The organism is Dactylosporangium sp. NPDC005555 (assembly GCF_040605635.1).
Taxonomy (GTDB): Bacteria; Actinomycetota; Actinomycetes; order Mycobacteriales; family Micromonosporaceae; genus Dactylosporangium.
This window is the reverse complement of the sequence record NZ_JBEXDG010000005.1, coordinates 172572-190671: the sequence shown is the minus strand read 5'-3', so window position 1 is coordinate 190671 and position 18100 is coordinate 172572. Positions and strand designations below refer to the sequence as shown.

General features: G+C 73.6%; 19 protein-coding genes. 11 read left to right on the top strand and 8 right to left on the bottom strand.

From position 1 onward, the window contains the following. Positions 1-95: 95 nt before the first annotated feature. On the bottom strand, positions 96-1256 hold the full coding sequence (locus ABZS58_RS08265) for a histidine kinase (protein WP_354778946.1): 1161 nt from the start codon (positions 1254-1256) through the stop codon (positions 96-98). A gap of 110 nt (positions 1257-1366) precedes the next feature. Between ABZS58_RS08265 and ABZS58_RS08260 the strand changes: the two genes are divergently transcribed. The 3 genes from ABZS58_RS08260 to ABZS58_RS08250 are packed head-to-tail and all read left to right on the top strand — an operon-like array spanning position 1367 to position 3851. Beyond that, positions 1367-2098, top strand: a complete 732-nt coding sequence (locus tag ABZS58_RS08260; protein WP_354778944.1) for an ABC transporter ATP-binding protein — start codon at positions 1367-1369, stop codon at positions 2096-2098. Beyond that, positions 2095-3066, top strand: a complete 972-nt coding sequence (locus tag ABZS58_RS08255) for an ABC transporter permease subunit (protein ID WP_354778942.1) — start codon at positions 2095-2097, stop codon at positions 3064-3066. Before ABZS58_RS08260 ends, ABZS58_RS08255 begins: the two co-directional genes overlap by 4 nt. Positions 3067-3086: 20 nt before the next feature. Further along, on the top strand, positions 3087-3851 hold the full coding sequence (locus ABZS58_RS08250; protein ID WP_354778940.1) for an arylamine N-acetyltransferase: 765 nt from the start codon (positions 3087-3089) through the stop codon (positions 3849-3851). A 266-nt stretch (positions 3852-4117) separates the two neighbouring features. Here ABZS58_RS08250 and ABZS58_RS08245 read toward each other — a convergent pair whose 3' ends face one another. The 4 genes from ABZS58_RS08245 to ABZS58_RS08230 all read right to left on the bottom strand — a co-directional run bounded on the left by ABZS58_RS08245 (position 4118) and on the right by ABZS58_RS08230 (position 8261). Beyond that, a complete protein-coding gene (locus tag ABZS58_RS08245) occupies positions 4118-4861 on the bottom strand; it encodes a GntR family transcriptional regulator (RefSeq protein WP_354778938.1) in 744 nt (247 codons plus the stop codon). Positions 4862-4922: 61 nt separating this feature from the next. After that, positions 4923-6413, bottom strand: a complete 1491-nt coding sequence (locus tag ABZS58_RS08240) for an alkaline phosphatase family protein (RefSeq protein ID WP_354778936.1) — start codon at positions 6411-6413, stop codon at positions 4923-4925. Between the two features lie 41 nt (positions 6414-6454). Next, entirely contained in the window at positions 6455-7681 is a 1227-nt protein-coding gene (locus ABZS58_RS08235; protein ID WP_354778934.1) for an MFS transporter, read from the bottom strand. Further along, the gene (locus tag ABZS58_RS08230; RefSeq protein WP_354778932.1) at positions 7656-8261 is read right to left on the bottom strand and encodes a helix-turn-helix domain-containing protein; all 606 of its coding nucleotides are present in this window, start codon (positions 8259-8261) and stop codon (positions 7656-7658) included. The genes ABZS58_RS08235 and ABZS58_RS08230 overlap by 26 nt, the downstream gene beginning before the upstream one ends. A 231-nt stretch (positions 8262-8492) precedes the next feature. Here ABZS58_RS08230 and ABZS58_RS08225 point away from each other — a divergent pair, with 231 nt between their 5' ends. The 4 genes from ABZS58_RS08225 (at position 8493) to ABZS58_RS08210 (ending at position 11592) form a co-directional block, all read left to right on the top strand. Next, positions 8493-8771 (top strand): hypothetical protein, encoded by a 279-nt coding sequence (locus ABZS58_RS08225; protein WP_354778930.1) that lies wholly within the window; start codon positions 8493-8495, stop codon positions 8769-8771. Then, positions 8771-9598 (top strand): siderophore-interacting protein, encoded by an 828-nt coding sequence (locus ABZS58_RS08220; protein ID WP_354779185.1) that lies wholly within the window; start codon positions 8771-8773, stop codon positions 9596-9598. The genes ABZS58_RS08225 and ABZS58_RS08220 overlap by 1 nt, the downstream gene beginning before the upstream one ends. Before the next feature lie 207 nt (positions 9599-9805). Continuing rightward, positions 9806-10798 (top strand): hypothetical protein, encoded by a 993-nt coding sequence (locus tag ABZS58_RS08215; protein ID WP_354778928.1) that lies wholly within the window; start codon positions 9806-9808, stop codon positions 10796-10798. 2 nt (positions 10799-10800) lie between these two features. Continuing rightward, positions 10801-11592: an inositol monophosphatase family protein gene (locus ABZS58_RS08210; RefSeq protein WP_354778926.1), complete on the top strand. Its 792-nt coding sequence runs from the start codon at positions 10801-10803 to the stop codon at positions 11590-11592. Here the strand turns inward: ABZS58_RS08210 and ABZS58_RS08205 are convergent. Next, positions 11567-13729: an MMPL family transporter gene (locus ABZS58_RS08205; RefSeq protein ID WP_354778924.1), complete on the bottom strand. Its 2163-nt coding sequence runs from the start codon at positions 13727-13729 to the stop codon at positions 11567-11569. The two genes, ABZS58_RS08210 and ABZS58_RS08205, sit on opposite strands and share 26 nt — an antisense overlap. Positions 13730-13873: 144 nt before the next feature. Here ABZS58_RS08205 and ABZS58_RS08200 point away from each other — a divergent pair, with 144 nt between their 5' ends. The 3 genes from ABZS58_RS08200 (at position 13874) to ABZS58_RS08190 (ending at position 16157) form a co-directional block, all read left to right on the top strand. Continuing rightward, positions 13874-15034, top strand: a complete 1161-nt coding sequence (locus ABZS58_RS08200; RefSeq protein ID WP_354778923.1) for a histidine kinase — start codon at positions 13874-13876, stop codon at positions 15032-15034. Positions 15035-15110: 76 nt separating this feature from the next. After that, positions 15111-15797 (top strand): response regulator transcription factor, encoded by a 687-nt coding sequence (locus ABZS58_RS08195; RefSeq protein WP_354778921.1) that lies wholly within the window; start codon positions 15111-15113, stop codon positions 15795-15797. 21 nt (positions 15798-15818) lie between these two features. Continuing rightward, positions 15819-16157, top strand: a complete 339-nt coding sequence (locus ABZS58_RS08190) for an Imm51 family immunity protein (protein ID WP_354778919.1) — start codon at positions 15819-15821, stop codon at positions 16155-16157. 38 nt (positions 16158-16195) lie between these two features. On the opposite strand, the gene ABZS58_RS08185 is transcribed toward ABZS58_RS08190, so the two are convergent. Both ABZS58_RS08185 and ABZS58_RS08180 read right to left on the bottom strand, forming a co-directional pair. Further along, positions 16196-16606 carry a nucleoside deaminase gene (locus tag ABZS58_RS08185; protein ID WP_354779183.1) on the bottom strand — a complete coding sequence of 137 codons (411 nt, stop codon included), beginning with the start codon at positions 16604-16606 and terminating at the stop codon, positions 16196-16198. Next, positions 16606-17475 carry a PhzF family phenazine biosynthesis protein gene (locus ABZS58_RS08180; RefSeq protein ID WP_354778917.1) on the bottom strand — a complete coding sequence of 290 codons (870 nt, stop codon included), beginning with the start codon at positions 17473-17475 and terminating at the stop codon, positions 16606-16608. The genes ABZS58_RS08185 and ABZS58_RS08180 overlap by 1 nt, the downstream gene beginning before the upstream one ends. Positions 17476-17568: 93 nt before the next feature. On the opposite strand from ABZS58_RS08180, the gene ABZS58_RS08175 reads away from it, so the two are divergent. After that, positions 17569-18009: an Lrp/AsnC family transcriptional regulator gene (locus ABZS58_RS08175; protein WP_354778915.1), complete on the top strand. Its 441-nt coding sequence runs from the start codon at positions 17569-17571 to the stop codon at positions 18007-18009. Positions 18010-18100 lie beyond the last annotated feature (91 nt).

Sequence of the window (18100 nt, the reverse complement as noted above, 5' to 3'; positions counted from 1 at the left end):
CGTGCAGATCACCGGCGACGCCGAGCAAGCCACCGCCGACGCCGGGCCTCGCTCCGCGGGCGGGGAGCCGCTGAGCGCCTCGGCCCTTCGCGGTGTCATCGTGGGGCCGACAGGGGGACCGTGCCGTGGACCTGCCAGCCGCCGGACGGGGCGGGGCCCGCTGACAGTTTGCCGCCGAGTGCCTCGACGCGCTCGCGCATGCCGACGATGCCATATCCGCTGTGGGTGGACAGTTGGCCGCCTGCGCCGTCGTCGGCGACGAGGATCTCCACCGATCCGTCCACTTCGGACAGCTCGACGGTGACGGTGCGGGCGTGGGTGGCGTGGCGGGCCACGTTGGTCAGCGACTCCTGCACGATCCGGTGGACCGCGCCGGTCACCCCGGGCGGCCAGTGGTCCCCGTGCGGCGTCACCTCCAGGTGCACCGCTGGGCCCAGCCCTTCGAACCGTCTCACGAGATCGGTGATCCGCTCCGGGCCGGCCGACACGCCCCAGCCGCCCTCATCGCCGTCGTCGTCGCGCAACAGCCCGACGGCTCTGCGGACCGCGGCGAGGGCCTCGGCGCCGGCCGCCTCGATCCCGGCGAGGGACTCCCCCGCCTTTGCCGGGTCCCTGCGGGCCACCAGCTGCGCCGCCTGGGCCTGCACGACGATGCCGGTGACGTGGTGAGCGACGACATCGTGCAGCTCCCGGGCGATAGAGAGCCGCTCGTCCCTGCGGACCGCCTCCACCGCAGCGATCCGGCGCGCGTCGAGCAGGCGCAGCCCCACCCCGCCGAGCACCCCACCGCTCCAGGCGAGCAGCCCGAACATCGTCACCGCGAATGCTCCCGACTCGCCGGGCCGGCTGACCGCGCCGGCACCGACGACCATGAGCGCCGCGACGGCGACCCCGGCCGCGACTCGCAGGGAGGCGACCCGTGCCACGGACCCGATCAGCAAGGCAAGGGCGAGCGACACCGCCGGTGCGGGCTCGGCCGGCAACCCGGCCACGTGCGCCGCCACCACCGCGACGGCCGCGACAACCAGCCCGGCGATCGCGGCGCGCAGCCGGCTCCGAACGTCACCAGCGCCACCGGCCGAGCCGCCATCAGGGCCGGCTCTGTGGCGGAGCAGGGCGGCGGCGCCGGCGAGCAGCCCCGCGGCGGCGCCGGGCAGGAAGTATGCCCCGCCCCAGCTGGCCGCGATGGCGACCGCCGTGCCGGCCACGAGTGTGGCGAGCGCGGCGGCGAGCCCGATGTTCCCGACGAACCTCACAGCGGCAAGCCTACGAGTGGCGCGGGCCCCGCGAACCGGTCAAAAGTAGGGTTGCCGCGACCCGTCTCTTGACCGATGTGCGAAGCCCGGCACCTCGCAACGATTGGCGCATGTTCACTTCCGCCCTCGAGACCGAGGGCCTCACCAGACGGTATGGGCGACGGACCGCCCTGGACGCCTGCACGCTGCGAGTGCCGGCGGGCCGGGTCGTCGGCCTCGTGGGGCCCAACGGCGCCGGCAAGTCGACGCTGCTGCAGCTCGCCTGCGGCCTGATCGCGCCCACGGCGGGGAGGGTGACGGTGCTCGGCGCACGCCCCGGGACACGGCTGGAGCGGGTCGGGTTCGTCGCCCAGGACACACCTGTCTACGCCGCCCTGTCCGTCGCCGACCACCTGCGGCTCGGCGAGAGGCTCAACCCGGGCTGGGACGCCGCGTTCGCGCAGAAGCGGGTCGCGGCGATCGGCCTCGACCCGCGGCAGCGCGCCGGGCGGCTCTCCGGCGGGCAGCGCGCCCAGTTGGCCCTGACCGTGGCCGCGGCGAAGCGGCCCGAGCTGCTCATCCTCGACGAGCCCGTCGCCGCGCTCGACCCGCTCGCGCGGGACGGCTTCCTGCGCACGTTGGTCGAGTCGGTGACGGAGCTCGGGGCGACGGCGATCCTGTCGTCGCACCTGCTGTCGGACGTCGAGCGGGTCTGCGACCACCTCATCGTCCTCGCGAACGGTCGGGTGCGGCTCGCCGGGGACGTCACCGCCCTCCTCGACGCCCACGACCAGGGCAGCGGGGCGGGCCCGGTCCGGCTGGAGGAACTTGTCCTGAGCTACCTGCGTGGAGGTGTGCGATGACGTGGCTCGCCTGGCGGCAGTTGCGCGCGCAACTGCTGGTGACCGGGGTGGCGGTCGCCGCCGTCGCCGTCTGTCTCGTCGTCCTCGGGTTGCAGATCCGCGACGGGCACCACGACGCCGTCGCCCGGTGCGGCGACGCGTGCGGGCAGGCGCTGCGCGGGTTCCAGTCGCGGTTCGAGGGCAGGCTGTATCTCGCGGACGCGCTGCTGGTGGTGACCCCGGCGCTGCTCGGCATGTTCTGGGGCGCGCCGCTCATCGCGCGGGAGCTGGAGTCGGGCACGCATCGGCTCGTGTGGAACCAGAGCGTGTCCCGGCGCCGGTGGCTGGTGGTGCGGCTGGTTGTCGTCACCGCCGCCGCGGCAGCCGTCACGGGACTGTTCTCCGTGTTACTGACGTGGGCGGCGAGCCCGTTCGACGCGGTCGCGGCGGACCGGTTCACCGCTGTCATGTTCGGCACACGGAATCTGGCGCCGGTGGCGTACACCTGCTGCGGCGTCGTCATGGGTGCCCTGCTGGGACTGGTGCTGCGGCGCACCGTGCCGGCGATGGCGTTGACGGCGCTGGTGTTCGCCGCCGTGCAGGTCGCGGTGCCGATGACCGTTCGGCCGCACCTCGCCGCGCCGGCGCACGGGTCGCAGGTCATGACGGCGGACACCATCCGGAGTCTGAGCTTCCTCGGCGAGCGGGCGGACGTGGAAGGGCTCAGCGCCCCGAACGCGTGGGTCGTGGAGACCAGCCGGCTGCTGACCGCCGACGGCAGGACCGTGGATCTCGACCGCTACCACGGCTGCCTTTCAGGCCAGTTCGACGTGATGGCGCAGTGCCTCGCCGCGATGGACCTGCACGTCGACGTCGCGTATCACCCGGGCGATCGGTATTGGCGCTTCCAGTGGCTGGAGTCGCTGCTGTACGGCGCGGCGGCGCTCCTGCTCGCTGCGCTCGCGCTGTGGCGGATCAGGGCCGCGTGAGAGCGACGTAGGCTGACGCGATGGACTCCTACCTTGCCCGGCTCGGTGTCCCGCGGCCGGAGGTCGCCGACCTGGCCGCGCTGCGTGTGCTGCAGGAGGCGCACCTGATGGCGGTGCCGTTCGAGAACCTGAGCGTCCATCTCGGCGAGAAGATCGTGCTGAGGCCCGCCGCGCTCGTCGCGAAGGTCGTCGATCGGCGGCGCGGCGGTTTCTGCTACGAGCTCAACGGGGCGTTCGCGGCGCTGCTGACCGACCTGGGCTACGACGTGACGCTGCACTCGTGCCGGGTGTGGACGGGGCGGCGGTTCGGGGTGCCGATGGACCACATGGCGCTGCGGGTGCAGCTGGACGCGCCGTATCTGGTCGACGTCGGGTTCGGGAAGTTCGCCCGGTATCCGCTGCGGATGGACGTCACCGACCCGCAGCACGACCCGGTCGGCGTGTTCGAGGTGCTGCCCGACGGGCCCGACCTGGCGGTGCGCGGCGACGGCACCTGGGAGTATCTGCTGGACCAGCGGCCGTATGAGCTGTTCGACTTCACGCCACTCGCGTGGTGGCACCGCACATCGCCGACGTCGAACTTCACGCGGAAGTTGACCTGCTCGATCGTCACGGACACCGGCCGGGTCACGCTCAGCGGTCGGACGCTCATCACCACCTCCGGCACCGAACGCGCCGAACGCGCCGAACGCACGATCGACGACGATGCCGAGATCCTCGCCGTGTACCGCGACACGTTCGGCATCGCCCTGGACACCGTCCCGGCGGCCATCGCGAACGCCTGACCCCGGCCGGTCAGGGTGGCACGACCACCGGCGGGCGTGTGGAGCGCCGACCGGCGAGACCACGCAACGCCGACCGGCGAGACCACGCAACGACCGCCAGCGAGACCACGTAGCGACGGTCGGCGGGACCACGCGCGACCGCCAGCGAGACCACGTAGCGGACGACCGGCGAGACCACGCGGCGACCGCCAGCGAGACCACGTAGCGACGGCTGGCGAGACCACGCGGCGACCGCCGGCGAGACCACGCGGCGACGGCCGGCGGGGCTACGTCGCGCGGAGGTGGGTGACGAAGCCGATGCGGTCGCCGCGGTACAGGGAACGCACCCGCTCGATCGGCACGCCGTCGGCGTCGTAGGAGACGCGTTGCATGAGCAGCATCGGCAGGGCCGGGTTGGCGGCGATGAGCAACGCGTCCCGCGGGGTGGCGAGGACCGTCTCGATGCGTTCCGTGGCCTCGGCGTAGGTGACACCGTAGCGGGTGCGGACGTGCCGGTAGAGCGAGCCGGTCGCGTCGAACCCGTCCATCAGGTCCGGAAAGCGGCCGACCGGCAGGTAGGTGCTCTCCAGGCCGAGCGGCTCGTCGTCCACGAGCAGCACCCGCTCCAGGTGCAGCACCTCGTCGTCCGGGTCGATCCGCAGGTCGTCCGCCAGGGCCACCCCGGCGGGGATCGGCTCGGCCGTGACGAGGCGCCGGCCCGGCCGGTGTCCCATCTCGTGCAGCGCCTCGGTGTACGAGACCAGCGACAGCGGCTGGATCAGCTTCGGCGCCGCGACGAACGTGCCCCGGCCCCGGTAGGCGCGCAGCCGGCCCTCCAGGGTCAGCTCCGAGATCGCCTGCCGCAGCGTGGACCGGGCCACCCCGTAGGCGGCGGCGAGCTCCCGCTCGGCGGGCAGCAGCGCACCCTCGCCCAGCTCGGCGAGGAGGTTGAGCAACTGGCGTTTGACCGCGTAGTACTTCGGCACCCGGCCGTGCTCGGGGACGCCGCCGCGGACCGCACTGATCGTCACCCGGCGACCCTACCCGGTGCGTGCGGGGCCCTCACCAGCATGAGGGCCCCGCCCGGAGGGTTCAGGCGACGCGAAGGTCGTCGATCACCCAGTACCAGTTGTTGTTGGCGTCGTAGTAGCGGAACTTGACGACCATGCGGGTCGCCCCGGCCGGGACGGTCACCGGCAGCGACTCGACCTTGGCCCGCGCGTCGGCGGTGTACCGCTTGACGAGGATGTCGGCGCCGCCGTTGAAGGAGACGAGCACGTCGGCCTTCTGCGCGCCCTCCTGCCGGTAGTGGGTCACGAAGTTGAGCCGGACCGTGGCACCGGCGGTGACGGTGTACTGCGGGGAGGTCAGCGTCGAGTCGAAGCTGGTGCCGCCGGACTTGTCGTTGAACTCGTCGGAGTCGGCGACCGCGAACACGCCCCGGGTGCGCAGCGCGTTCTCCCGTTCCTGGCCGGTCTGGGCGCGGCTCCAGAACTCGTCGGTGGCGAAGCTCCAGCCGCGCCACTCGGTGACGCCGCCGGCGGGCATGCGGCTGCGGTCGACGGTCCAGCCGGTCGGCGCGGCCGGCGTCCAGCCCTTCAGCGTCGCGGGGATGCCGGTCTCGTCGACCCGGGTGCGCAGCGACGGAGCGAGGGTGTCGAAGGCGTCGGTGGAGCGGACCGAGACGGGCTTGCCGTCCAGCGCCGCGGAGACGCCGAAGTGGGCGAGCGCGGTCGACGCGACGTCGGCGAGGCGCGTGTCGACGGGGCGGGCGCCGGCCGCGACGCCCGCGCCCTTGGCGAGGACGAACGTGCGGCGCTCGTCGATGCCGCAGCCGCCGTGGCCGCCGCCGGGCACCGCGTGGCCGTGGTCGGTGGTGACCAGGATCAGCCAGTCCTCGCTGCCGTACGTGGGGCGGGCGGAGATCGCGGCGAGCAGCTGTCCGAGCTGCTGGTCCTGCTTCTCGATGGCCGTCGTGTACGCCGTGCCGGTGCCGCTCGCGTGCGCGACGACGTCGGTGTTGCCCAGGTAGACGAAGGACGCGTCCGGGTTATCGTTGCGCAGGCGGTTGACCGCGTCGTTGGTGATCTTCACGTCGGCGCTGACGTAGCCCTCGGCGTCGCCGTTGAACGTGACCCGCGTGTCGATCGCCGCGCCGAAGGTGCCCTGCGTGTGCAGCACCGCCCAGTCGACCGCGGAGTAGGTGCGGTAGGCCGGGTCGGCGCTCTCCAGCCGGGTCAGGAAGTCGGGGTACGTGCCGTACTGCTTGCCCGCGAAGCTGTTGTCCTTCACGCCGTGCTTGTCGGGGAACACGCCGGTCGCGATCGTCGACCAGCCCGGGCCGCTGGAGGAGGCGGCGACGCCCGGGCAGTACACGAGACTCTCACCGAGCGTGCCGGCCGCGGCGAGCGCGTCGAGGTTGGGCGCGTTCGCGGCGACCACGTTGGCCCAGTTGAGCCCGTCCATGCCGACGACCAGCAGCTTCTTCGCCGGTGCGGCGGCGTGGACGGGCGCGGCGACGGACACGGCACCGGTGAGCGCCAGGCCGGCCGCGAGGACGCCGGCCAGGATCGATCGTTGCATCGAATACCTCCGAGTGGGGGTCACGTTGCAACGCATCGAAATCAATGAGGGTGAACGACGCCCTCCCGGCGGGCGGGTTTCCGGATAACAGGTCCGGACCAATTTGCTTTCAGTGCCACGAGGGCGGTCGCTCCGGCCGCGAGGTACAGGGCGGCCTGCAGGTTGAGCATGGGCATGACGCCGATCCGGTCGGCCAGGACCCCGGCGGCGAGCATGCCGGCGCCGCTGCTGCCCTCGTAGACCGCGCCGAAGACGCCGAACACCTTGCCCCGCGTGCTGTCGGTCGTCTCCTGCTGCAGCAGGGTGGCCAGCCCGGTGAGCATGACCACGCCGGGCGCGCCGACGAGGATGAACAGCGTGACGTAGACGGGCAGCGCGGTGGTCACCGCCGGACCGTTCCACACGATGAGGGACAGCACGCCGAAGACGCCGGTGCCCGCCGCGATGAGGGTGCCGGGGCCGGGGGTGCGCGGGGCGGCGGCGAGGAGCAGGCCCAGCCCGATGGCGCCGATGGCCTGGACCCCGCGGAGCAGCCCGGTCTCGGCCGCACCGCCGCCGAGCTCGCGGGCGACCCAGACGACGAACAGCACGACGAAGATGCCCTGCGCGGCGCCGGCCAGGGCGGCGACGCCGAGTGCGGCCCGGATCCGCCGGCTGCCGCCGCGACCCGTCCCGGCTTCGGCCTTCGCCTCGGTCCTGCTGAAGGTGCTCCGCACACTGGCGATGAGGGCCGCGGCCGCGATGAAGGTGACCAGGTCGACGGCGACGATCACCGGCAGGCCGCTCAGCGCGAGGAGCAGCCCGCCGAGCGGCCCGCCCGCGAGGCGTCCGGCGTTCTGACCGAGCCCGATCAGCGCGTTCGCCGGCACGAGCTCAGCGGCGGGCACCAGGGTCGGCAGCAGTGCGTTCTTGGCCGGGCCGAACATGGTGAGCATGGCCGCCTCGACGGCGATGACCGCGTACAGGATGGGCAGGTCGCCGCGGTCCTTGACGAGCAGCAGCGGCAGGAGGGCGACGGCCTGGACCACCGCGATGCCGACCAGGAGCCGCCGGCGGTCCCACCGGTCCGCGAGGTGTCCCGCCAGGGGTCCGAGCAGGACCGCCGGCGCCAGTTCGACCAGGAACGCATAGGACGTCTGCAGGGGCGAGCCGGTCAGCTGGTACACGAGAATCGGCAGGGCGACCAGGAGCAGCCAGTCCCCGGTGTCGGAGATGAGCCCGGCCAGCCACAGCCGCCGGAAGTCACGGTGCCGCAGGAGCTGTCGCATCTGGCGCCTCCTCGTCGGTGCTGATAGGGAATCCGTGGAAGCCGAGGTGGACCGCCTCGGCCCCGGCGGGTGCGTCGTCGCGGGTCGCCGCGATGTACGGCCGGACGAGGGCGTCGATCCGGTCGCCGAGCTCGCGCAGCTCGTCAGGGGTGAGCCGCAGCGTGTAGAGCCCGTAGTGGTCGGCGTCGCGCCACTGCGCGGGCGCCCGGTCGCGGCGCTCCATCCACCCCCGGACGAGCCGCTGGTCCCGCTGGACGGCGAGGGCCGCGATCAGCGCCGCCTGCTTGCCCGCCGGGGATTCGGGGTCCGCGTCGGGCGGCACGTCGAAGCCGGTGACGAGCGCCCGCCAGGGCCGCTCCCGCCCGTCCGCGGATCCGTCGGGCGCGACGAGCCCGGCCTTCGCCAGGGCGCGCAGGTGGTAGCTGCAGTTGGACGGGGTGTCCCCGACGGCCCGGGCACACTGCGACGCCGTGGCGACCCCTTCGGCGATGAGGTAGTTGAGCACCTCGTACCGGACGGGGTGGGCCAGCGCCCGCAACGCGTCCGGCTCGGTGAGCGTCCGCCGCGCCTCACGACCCATGTCACTCCCTCCAACCCTGAAAGACTCTTTCAGACTGCCACAGTTTCCATCGATGTGAAAGCCTCTTTCAGAATTGGGCACGGTCGAGTGGCAGGACCCCGGGCAACGAGAGGCCCGGATGCGCGACCGATGGCGCGGCGCCGCCGGGGACGGGCATGACCCCGGCGACGCCGCTGCCCATAGCTTGGCAGGAAGCGATGCGTGCTGGGGGGCACGTGGCATGCTGCGCGGATGGCGATCATCGGGTTCCCGCACACGGCCGACGTCCATGTCGGGACCTTCGGTGGCCTGCTCGCCGACCTGGCTCCGGACGTCCCCGGGCCGCATGTCGTGGACGCCGCGCTGCTGGAGGACGCGCGGGCCGGCGTCGAGGCCAGCATGGCCCCCGCCGCCGGCCTCCTGACCGGCCTGGCCGTGCCCGTGCTCAGCAGCCCCCGCGCCGCCGCGGTCGCCGCGGTCGCCACCATCAGGGGCGACCGGATCCGCGGGGCGTATACCGTTGGCGTGTGATGGCAGAGCAACCGGCACGGCGGGCACCGCAGGCACACACCGGGCGGGTGGTGCGCACCGAGCGTCTCACCCCGAACATGCACCGCGTCGTGCTCGGCGGCGACGGGCTCGCCGGGTTCGACGCCGGACAGCACACCGATCATTACGTGAAGCTGATGTTCCCGGCCGCCGGGGTCGTCTACCCGCGGCCGTTCGACCTTGCCACGATCCGGGCCGGGTTCCCGCGCGAGCAGTGGCCGGTCACCCGGACCTACACGGTGCGTGACTGGGACCCGGCGACGCGTGAGCTGACCCTCGACTTCGTCATCCACGGCGACAGTGGCCTCGCCGCGCAGTGGGCGGTCAATGCCCGGCCCGGCGACGAGCTGTCGTTCGGCGGGCCCGGCGGCAAGTACGCGCCCGACCCGGCCGCCGGCTGGCACCTCCTCGCCGGCGACGAGAGCGCCCTGCCGGCGATCGCGGTCGCGATGGAGCGCCTCCCCGAAGGCGCCGTCGTGGAGGCGTTCGTCGAGGTCGCCGACGCCCGCGAGGAGCAGAAGATCCCCGGCGTGACCTGGCTGCGCCGCGCCGGCCGCCCCATCGGCGAGGCCCTCGTCGAGGCCGTCACCGGCGTCACGTGGCACGGCGACGACGTCCACGCGTTCGTCCACGGCGAGGCCGGCTTCGTCAAGGAGCTCCGCCGCCACCTGCGCCTCGACCGGGGCGTGCCGCTGGGTCGGCTGTCGATCTCCGGGTACTGGCGGCTCGGCCACGACGAGGACGGCTGGCAGGCCTCCAAGCGCGACTGGAACACGGCCGTCGAGGCCGAGCAGGAGGGCCGCGCGTGACGGTGGCGCTGCTGCTGAAACTGCTGCTCGCCCCGCTCCTCGTCGTCGGCTCGTCGCTCGCCGGGCGCCGGTGGGGCGCCGCCGTCGCCGACCTGCTGACCCCCTCAGGGTAGGGACAGCCCCAGCACGCCGCGTGGGGGTGACGGGACGCGGAAGAAGGGGGGCGGCGGGCCTGTGCCGGGCAGCCCGGATTGGGACCGTAGGCCCATGTCCACCATGACCGGTCCGCAGCCTCTCCGATGGCACCGCCCGCTGCTGTGGTTCGCGGCGGCGATGGGTGTCGTGACCCTCGTTTCCCTCGCCGGCGTCCTCGTCGACGACCGGCTCGTCGTCGGCAGCCCCGCCTGGCTCAAGCCCTTCAAGTTCGGTGTGTCGCTCGGCGTGTACGCGGTGACCCTCGCCTGGCTGTTACGGCACGCCCGTCGCGGGCGCCGGACCGGCTGGTGGGCCGGGACGATCGTCGCGGTCGCGTCGTCCGCCGAGATGACCCTCGTCGTGCTCCAGGCGGTGCGGGGGCGGCCGAGCCACTTCAACAACAGCACCCCGTTCGACGAGACCGTGTGGACGCTGATGGGCAACATGGTCGTGGTGCTGTGGACGGCGAGCCTCGTCGCCGCGATCGTGGTGGCGTTCCAGCGCGGCGGCGACCCGGTGCTGCGGTCCGCGGCGCGGCTCGGGTTCGCGCTGTCGCTCGCCGGGATGCTGGTCGCGTTCCTCATGACGGGCCCGACCGCCGAGCAGGGCGCCGCCCTCGACCGGGGCGAGGTGGTCGGCACGATCGGCGCGCACAGCGTCGGCGTCGCCGACGGCGGCCCGGCGATGCCGGTGACCGGCTGGTCGACGACCGGCGGGGACCTGCGCATCCCGCACTTCGTCGGCATCCACGCGTTGCAGGCGCTGCCGCTGCTGGCGTTGCTGCTCGCCGCGGCCGCCCGGCGCCGGCCCGGCGGGCCGCTCGCCTCGCAGCGGGTGGCGCGCGGATTCGTGCGGGCGGCGGCGCTCGGGTACGCCGGCCTCATCGCCCTGCTGACCTGGCAGGCACTGCGCGGCCAGCCGCTGCTCGAACCCGACGCCCGGACGCTGCTCGCGGCGGGCATCCTCGCCGTCACGGTCCTGTGCGCCGCGGGTCTCGCCTTGCGGGCCCGGGGCAGGGCAGCGATCACGCAGGAACCCGCGGCCGGTGCCCCGGCTATCGTCTGACGGTGACGATCGACGACCTGGAGCTGGCCATCGCCGCCGCCGAAGCGGGCGCGGCGGTGGTCCGTTCCCATTTCGGGACCCGGCTGGACCACTACGCGAAGGGCGGCGGCGACTTCGCGACCGTCGCCGACCTCGAGGCGGAGCGGGCGATCCTCGGCGTGCTGCGCACCGCCCGGCCCGGCGACGCCCTGCTCGGCGAGGAGTCCGGCCGCACTGGCGGCGGGGACCGCACGTGGCTGGTCGACCCGTTGTGCGGGACGCTCAACTACGCCGCCGGCGCGATGCTCGTCTGCGTCAACGTCGCGCTGCGCACCCCGGAGGGCACCCCGGTGGCGGTGTCCGTCGACCCGTTCGCCCGGGAGGTGTTCTGGGCCTTCGACGGTCTGGCCCGGGTGCGCGGCAACGGGGTGGACGCGCCGCTCGTACCGACGCCGCGGACAACCCTCGTGGATGTCGACCTCGACCCGCCGCACCCGAACGCTCCTGCCTTCCACCCCGCGCGGCTCCTCGCGGATCCGGCGTTCGGCGAACGCTTCCGGCCACGGGTCGTGTCGACGAGTCTCGCCCTCGCGTGGGTGGCGGCCGGCCGCCGGGCCGCGTACGTGTACGACGGTGACCTGCGCGACAGCGTGCACTTCGCGGCGGGCGTCGCGCTGTGCGAGGCCGCCGGCTGCGTGGTGACCGGGCTGCGTGGGCAACCGCTGCACACCGGCGCCGGCGGCCTCCTCGCCGCCGCGGATCAGGCGACCCACGCGGCGCTGCTGGACATCATCGAGCGGCAGTTCCGGCACTGACGAGCGCTCTGGGCGGCGCGGGTTCGCCGGCGTGCAGCCGCTCGCCCTCGACGTCCACGTCGGGCAGGAGCCGGTCGAGCCGGCGCGGCAGCGCCCACGCCCGCTTGCCGAGCAGCATCATGACCGCCGGCACCAGGGTCATCCGCACGACGAACGCGTCGAAGAGGATCGCGGCCGCCAGGGCGAACCCGATCGACTTGATCATCGGCTCGGGCGACAGGATGAAGCCGGAGAACACGCTGATCATGATGATCGCGGCGGCCGTGACGACCCGCGCGCCGTGGCTGAACCCGTTGACGACGGCGTCGCCGGGCGCGGCGCCGTGCACGTGCTCCTCCCGCATCCGGCTGACGAGGAACACCTCGTAGTCCATCGCGAGGCCGAACACGATGCCGATGAGGATGACGGGCAGCAGGCTGACGATCGGGCCGGTCTGCTCGACGCCGATGAGGCCGGCGAGCCAGCCCCACTGGAACACGGCGACGACCGCGCCGAACGTGGCGGCGACGCTGAGCAGGAAGCCGCCGATCGCCTTCAGCGGCACCAGCAGCGACCGGAACAGCAGCGTCAGCAGCAGGAACGCGAGCACGACGATGACCGCGAGGTACGGGCCGAGCGCCGAGCCCATCTTCGCCGAGATGTCGATGTTGACGGCGGTGGTGCCGGTGACGGCGAGTTCGGCGCCGTCGGCCGGTGCGAGGGCCCGGATGGTGTGCACGAGCTCGGTGGTCTGCGCGGCGTCCGGCGCGGTCGCCGGGACGACCTGCAGGATCGCCGTGTCGCCGGCCGGGTTGAGCACCGGCGGGCTGACGGTGGCGACGCCGGGCAGCCGCGCGATGCGCCCGGCCGCGGCGGTCGCGGCGGCGGCCGGGTCCGGGCTGCCGGCGGCGTCGACGACGACGAGCAGCGGCCCGTTGAAGCCGGGACCGAAGCCGCCGGTGAGCATGTCGTACGCCTTGCGCTGGGTCGTCTGCGGCCCGGCCATGTTGTCCCCGGGCAGCCCGAGGCGCATGTCGAGGACGGGCACGGCGACGATCCCGAGGCCGAGGACCGTCACGGCCACGGTCACGAGCGGGCGGCGGGTGACGAGCAGCGCCCACCTGTTCCGTTTCGTCCGCTCCGGGGTGGGCCGCTTCGGCACGACGCGGCGGCCCGCGAACCCGAGCAGGGCCGGCAGCAGGGTGAGAGCGATCAGGACGGCGACGACGACCGCGCCTGACGCCGCGAGGCCCATCTGGGTGAGGACCGGGATGTTGACGACGGCTAGGGCGCCGAGCGCGATGACGACCGTCAGGCCCGCGAACGTGACCGCGGACCCGGCGGTGCCGACCGCGCGTCCGGCCGCCTCGACGTCCTCCCGGCCGAGGGCGATCTCGTGCCGGTACCGGGAGACGATGAACAGCGCGTAGTCGATGGCGACGGCGACGCCGAGCATCAGCGCCAGGGTCGGCGTGGAGCTGCTGATGTCGATGAAGCCGGTGACGATCTGGATGCCGGCCATCGCCGCGCCGACGCCGAGCAGCGCGGTCAGCAACGGCAGGCCCGCGGACACCAGCGAGCCGAGGGTGACCAGCAGGACGAGCGCGGCGATGAGCAGGCCGATCACCTCGGCGATCCCCTGCTCGGCGGGCGCCTGCAGCGCGTCGCCGCCGATCTCCACCGTCAGGCCCGCGGCGCGCCCGGCCTCGGCCGCCGCGACGAGGTGCTCGCGGTCGTCGTCGCTCATGCCGATCGGCGCGACGGTGTAGGTCACCTGCGCGTACGCGACCGTGCCGGCGGCGTTGACGGTGCCGCGCAGCGGGTCGCTGACATCGGCGACGTGCCCGCCGGCCTTCAGTGCGGTGACGGTCCGCTCGACGGCGGCGGCGTTGCCCGGGTCGGTGAGCCGCTCCCCCGCCGGCGCGGCGAACACCACCCGGGCCTGCGCGCCGCCGGCGCCCGCCTGCGGGAAGCGCTGGGCGAGCAGGTCCTGGGCCTCCTGCGCCTGCGTGCCCGGGATCTCGAACGTGCCGGCGGTCGGTCCGGACAGGGTGGCCGCGCCGACGCCGAGGGCCGCGATCAGGGCCAGCCACAGCGCGAGGACCAGCTTCCTGCGGCGGAAGCTCAGTTTGCCGAGCCGGTACAGGTATTTCGCCATGACCACCACGGTCTGCGTCCGCGGCCGGGAAAGCGTCGTCCCGGCGCAGGCTCCGCCGTACCACGGGCGTGGTATCCGCGCTGGTGGTCGGTACTGCGCCCGGACGACGCCGAGCGGGGCCGCCGCCGCGTACGGTGCAGGGTGATGGACGGCAACAGGCTCTTCCTGCTCGACGGCGGCAGGCTCTGGAGGCAGGTGGCGGGCAGGCCCCTGCTGCTGGACATGCTGCTCGCGCTCGTCCTGGCGTACGCGGTGCTGCGCGCCGCCGCCGATGACCGGGCCACCGCCGGTGACGTGCTCGTCGCGGGCGTGGCGTTCGTCGCCGTCCTCATCCGCCGCCTGCGGCCCCTCGCGGCGCTCGGCATCGCCACCTTGGCCACCGTCGGCGCGATCCTGCAGGGCGTCAGCAACCCGGGGCTGATCGTGGCGCTCGGCGTCATCACGTATTCGATCGCCGCGCACACCGACCGCCGCAAGGGCTGGGCCTGCGCTGTCGCCGCGTCCGGCATCGTCTACCTGACCGGGCTCGTCGTCGCCGCCGGGGACTGGTGGCGGGGCGAGACCCTGGGCATCTTCGCATGGATCTTCATGGCCGCCGCGGTCGGCGACGCGGCCCGCTCGCACCGGGCGTACGTCGCCGAGGTCGAGGAGCGCGCCCGCCGCGCCGAGCAGACCCGCGAGGACGAGGCCCGCCGCCGGGTCATGGACGAGCGCCTGCGCATCGCCAGGGAGCTGCACGACGTGGTGGCGCATCACATCGCGGTCATCAGCGTACAGGCCGGTGCCGCCGCGCATGTTCTGCAGCGCCGCCCGGACCAGGTCGCGCCGGTCCTCAACCACATCCGCGAGGCGTCCGACACGGTGCTCAAGGAGATCCAGTCGGTGGTCGGGGTGCTGCGCGGCGCCGACGAGCAGCCCCCGCACCTCGCCGAGCCGGCCCCCGGTCTGGCCCGCCTGCCGGAGCTGCTCGCCACGCTCTCGACGACCGGGTTCGGGGTGCTGCACCGGCAGGTCGGTGAGGCGCGGGAGCTGCCCGCGATGGTGGATCTCGCGGCGTACCGCATCGTGCAGGAGGCCCTGACCAACGCGCACCGGTACGGCGACGGCTCGGCCGACCTGCTCGTGGAGTACACCCCGTCCGACGTGGTCGTCTCCGTCAGCAACCGTTTCGCGGTGCCGGTGCCGCAGGGTTCCGGGTACGGGCTGCTCGGCATGCGCGAGCGGGCCGCCGCCGCCGGTGGCAGCGTGACCGCGTGCCCGGTCGGCGCCTCGGAGTTCCGTGTCCACGCGGTCCTGCCCGCGTGACCGGCCAGCGAAGCGGCCCGGGCCGGTCATCATCGGCGCAGCGTCAGGTCATGCGCCCGGAACGAAGTGAGGACGCATGACCATCCGCGTCCTGCTCGCCGACGACCAGGCCCTGATCCGCGCCGGCTTCAAGATGATCATCGACTCGGAGCCCGGCCTCGAGGTCGTCGCCGAGGCCGCCGACGGCCGGGAGGCCGTGGACCTGGCCCGCACCGCCCGCGCCGACGTCGTCCTCATGGACGTCCGCATGCCCCGCGTGGACGGCCTGGAGGCCACCCGCCGCATCTGCGCCGACGACAACCTCGCCGGCGTGCGCATCCTCGTCCTCACCACCTTCGAGACCGACGACAACGTCGTCCTGGCCCTGCAGGCGGGCGCCAGCGGCTTCCTCGGCAAGGGCGTCGCCCCCGCCGACCTGCTGCACGCGATCAGGGTCGTCGCGGGCGGCGAGTCACTGCTGTCGCCGCGGGCCACCCGCGGCCTGGTGAGCCGCTTCCTGACCAGCCTGCGCCCCGGCGCCGAAGCCGTCCTGCCGGCCCTGCACCTGCTCACCGACCGGGAGCGCGAGATCCTCGTCCTCGTCGCGCACGGCCTGTCCAACGACGACATCGCCGCGCACCTGTTCGTGTCGCCGCTGACCGCGAAGACCCACGTGAACCGCGCGATGACGAAGCTCGACGTCCGCGACCGGGCCCAGCTCGTCGTCCTGGCGTACCAGAGCGGCCTCGTCCGCCAGGGCGACCCGCTTCCCCCGACCCGCTGACGACCCTGCCAGGATGCGCTCATGAACCCACTGCGCCTGATCGAGACGTCGCCCGGCAAGTACTCGCTGCTCCTGAACGCGGGCACCACCGCCGTGGACACCGTCGTCCAGTCGCTCGGTCACGAGCCGCACGGCTACTTCTGGGCGGCGATCGCCCGGCTGCTCGTCGACACCGAGGAGCCGGCACTCGCGGGCCGCTTCTCCTACGACCCGGAGGGCGGGATGTTCTGCGCGTACGGCACGGACCGCGCCGGCCTGGAGGCCCTGTCCAAGCTCCTGACCCGGGTGGTCACAGACCCCGACCAGGCGAGGAAGACCGTCGCCCTGGCCCTCGCCAAGGGCGTGGACCTCGACGACTGACGCTGTGACCGGCCGGTCACCGGCTCACGTGGAGCCGGTCACGGGTAGTAGCCGTCGACGGCGGCCCGGGCGAGGTCGAGCAGGAAGGGGCCCTCCTGCGGGACCGACGGGAAGCCGCGGCCAAGCTGGGCGGAGGACAGGGCGTAGACGACGCGGCCGAGGCCGGAGCGGTCGATGGCGCCGGTGCACATGCCGCAGGGCTGGCAGCTGGTGAACATCGTGGTGCCTGCGGCGACGTCCGGGGCCAGGTTGCGGGCGGCCCAGCGGGCGAGTTTCAGCTCCGGGTGGGCGCTGATGTCATTGTCGGACAGGACGGTGTTGTGCTCCTCGGCGAGGATGTCGCCGCCGGGGCCGGCGAGCAGCGACCCGAACGGCGCCTCGCCGGCGGCACGCGCCTGGACCGCCAGCTCGATCGCACGGCGCAGGAACCGCTCGTCGAGAGGCGACATCACGAAGCCGCCGGAAGCATCATGGTGCCGCGGGCGACGACCAGGCCGGACCCACTGACCTGCACCCGGGGGCCGGAGACGGTGACCGTGATCCGGCTCGGCCGGCCCATCGAGTGGCCCTGTTCGATGACGGCGACGAGATCGCCGCCGGCGGCGAGGAACGCGGCCAGGGGTCCCGCGGCGGTGCCGGTCGCCGGGTCCTCCCAGATGCCCATCGCCGGGTTGAAGAACCGCGCGTACGCGGTGGCGTCCGTGTCGAGCGTATACAGGTAGCACCCCTCCCCGTCGACCTCCCGCAGCGCCGCGGTGAGACGGGCGCCGTCCGGCACCGCCCGGTCGACGGCGTCCCGCGAGCGGACCGGCACGAGCAGGTGCCCGGCCCCGGTCGACACCACCTGCGCCGCCCGGTCCGCGACGAGGTCGTCCGGGCTCAGCCCGAGCGCGGCAGCCAGCTCGGCCCGGTCGGTGACGACGGCACCGAACACCGGCGGCGCCTGCTCCATCGTGACGACGACCCGGTCACCGTCACGGCGCACGTGCACCGGATACACGGCGTCGCCGATGTGCTGGGTGTAGGTCGCCTCGTCGTGGACCTCGAGCTCACCGGTGGAGGCGAGCCACAGCCACGCACCCAGAGCGTTGTGGCCCGCGCCGTACACCTCCTGCCCGGTCGGCGTGAAGGAGCGCAGCCGCCGCGTCGTGTCCGGCAGGGTCGGGCGCTGCACGAAGGTCGTCTCGGACTGGTTGAACTCGCGGGCGACGGCCCGCATCTGGTCGTCGGTGATGCCGTCGGCGTCGGTCACGAGGGTGAGCGGCGCGCCGGTGAGCGGCGTCGCGGCGAACACGTCGACGTACACGAAATCAAGCACAGCAACGACGCTACGGCCCGCACGGACCGTGGCGCAGAGCGTTCGTGCGGCATCCCGGCCGGTCGGCCGCAGAATCTGCGGTAGCCTGCCGCGATGACCGCACCCGGGCTCGACGAGGTCGATCGGCGGCTGCTCGCGGTGGTGCAGCGGGACGCCCGCGCGTCGCTGACCACCCTCGCCGCCGCGATCCACCTCGGCGTGTCGGCGACCAGGGCGCGGCTGAAGAGCCTGGAGGAGCGCGGCGTCATCACCGGCTACACGGCCAGGGTCGACCCGGTCTCGTTGGGCCTGCCGCTGCGGGCGGTCGTCCGGATGAAGGTCCACGGCGCCCTGTACGACAAGGTCGCCGACGTCCTGGCGCGGGAGCCGCAGATCGTGCGATGCGTGCGGGTGACCGGCGAGGCCTGCTACGTGGCGGAGATCCTGGCGGCCGACATGCCGGACCTGGCCCGCATCACCTCGGAGCTCGCCCGGATCGGCTCCATCACCACCGACATGGTCTACGAGGTCGTCGTGGACCGCGCTGTTCCGTGACTGCAGCGGCGAAGCCCAGGTCGTCGTGGACCGCGCCGTTGCGTGACTACAGCCGGCGAAGCCCAGGCCGGCGTGGACCGCGCCGTTGCGT

Coding starts and splice junctions, on each gene's coding strand:
- ABZS58_RS08260 (WP_354778944.1), top strand. CDS start 1,367: ATGTTCACTTCCGCCCTCGAGACCGAGGGCCTCACCAGACGGTATGGG.
- ABZS58_RS08255 (WP_354778942.1), top strand. CDS start 2,095: ATGACGTGGCTCGCCTGGCGGCAGTTGCGCGCGCAACTGCTGGTGACC.
- ABZS58_RS08250 (WP_354778940.1), top strand. CDS start 3,087: ATGGACTCCTACCTTGCCCGGCTCGGTGTCCCGCGGCCGGAGGTCGCC.
- ABZS58_RS08240 (WP_354778936.1), bottom strand. CDS start 6,413: ATGCAACGATCGATCCTGGCCGGCGTCCTCGCGGCCGGCCTGGCGCTC.
- ABZS58_RS08235 (WP_354778934.1), bottom strand. CDS start 7,681: ATGCGACAGCTCCTGCGGCACCGTGACTTCCGGCGGCTGTGGCTGGCC.
- ABZS58_RS08230 (WP_354778932.1), bottom strand. CDS start 8,261: ATGGGTCGTGAGGCGCGGCGGACGCTCACCGAGCCGGACGCGTTGCGG.
- ABZS58_RS08225 (WP_354778930.1), top strand. CDS start 8,493: ATGGCGATCATCGGGTTCCCGCACACGGCCGACGTCCATGTCGGGACC.
- ABZS58_RS08220 (WP_354779185.1), top strand. CDS start 8,771: ATGGCAGAGCAACCGGCACGGCGGGCACCGCAGGCACACACCGGGCGG.
- ABZS58_RS08215 (WP_354778928.1), top strand. CDS start 9,806: ATGTCCACCATGACCGGTCCGCAGCCTCTCCGATGGCACCGCCCGCTG.
- ABZS58_RS08205 (WP_354778924.1), bottom strand. CDS start 13,729: ATGGCGAAATACCTGTACCGGCTCGGCAAACTGAGCTTCCGCCGCAGG.
- ABZS58_RS08200 (WP_354778923.1), top strand. CDS start 13,874: ATGGACGGCAACAGGCTCTTCCTGCTCGACGGCGGCAGGCTCTGGAGG.
- ABZS58_RS08195 (WP_354778921.1), top strand. CDS start 15,111: ATGACCATCCGCGTCCTGCTCGCCGACGACCAGGCCCTGATCCGCGCC.
- ABZS58_RS08190 (WP_354778919.1), top strand. CDS start 15,819: ATGAACCCACTGCGCCTGATCGAGACGTCGCCCGGCAAGTACTCGCTG.
- ABZS58_RS08185 (WP_354779183.1), bottom strand. CDS start 16,606: ATGTCGCCTCTCGACGAGCGGTTCCTGCGCCGTGCGATCGAGCTGGCG.
- ABZS58_RS08175 (WP_354778915.1), top strand. CDS start 17,569: ATGACCGCACCCGGGCTCGACGAGGTCGATCGGCGGCTGCTCGCGGTG.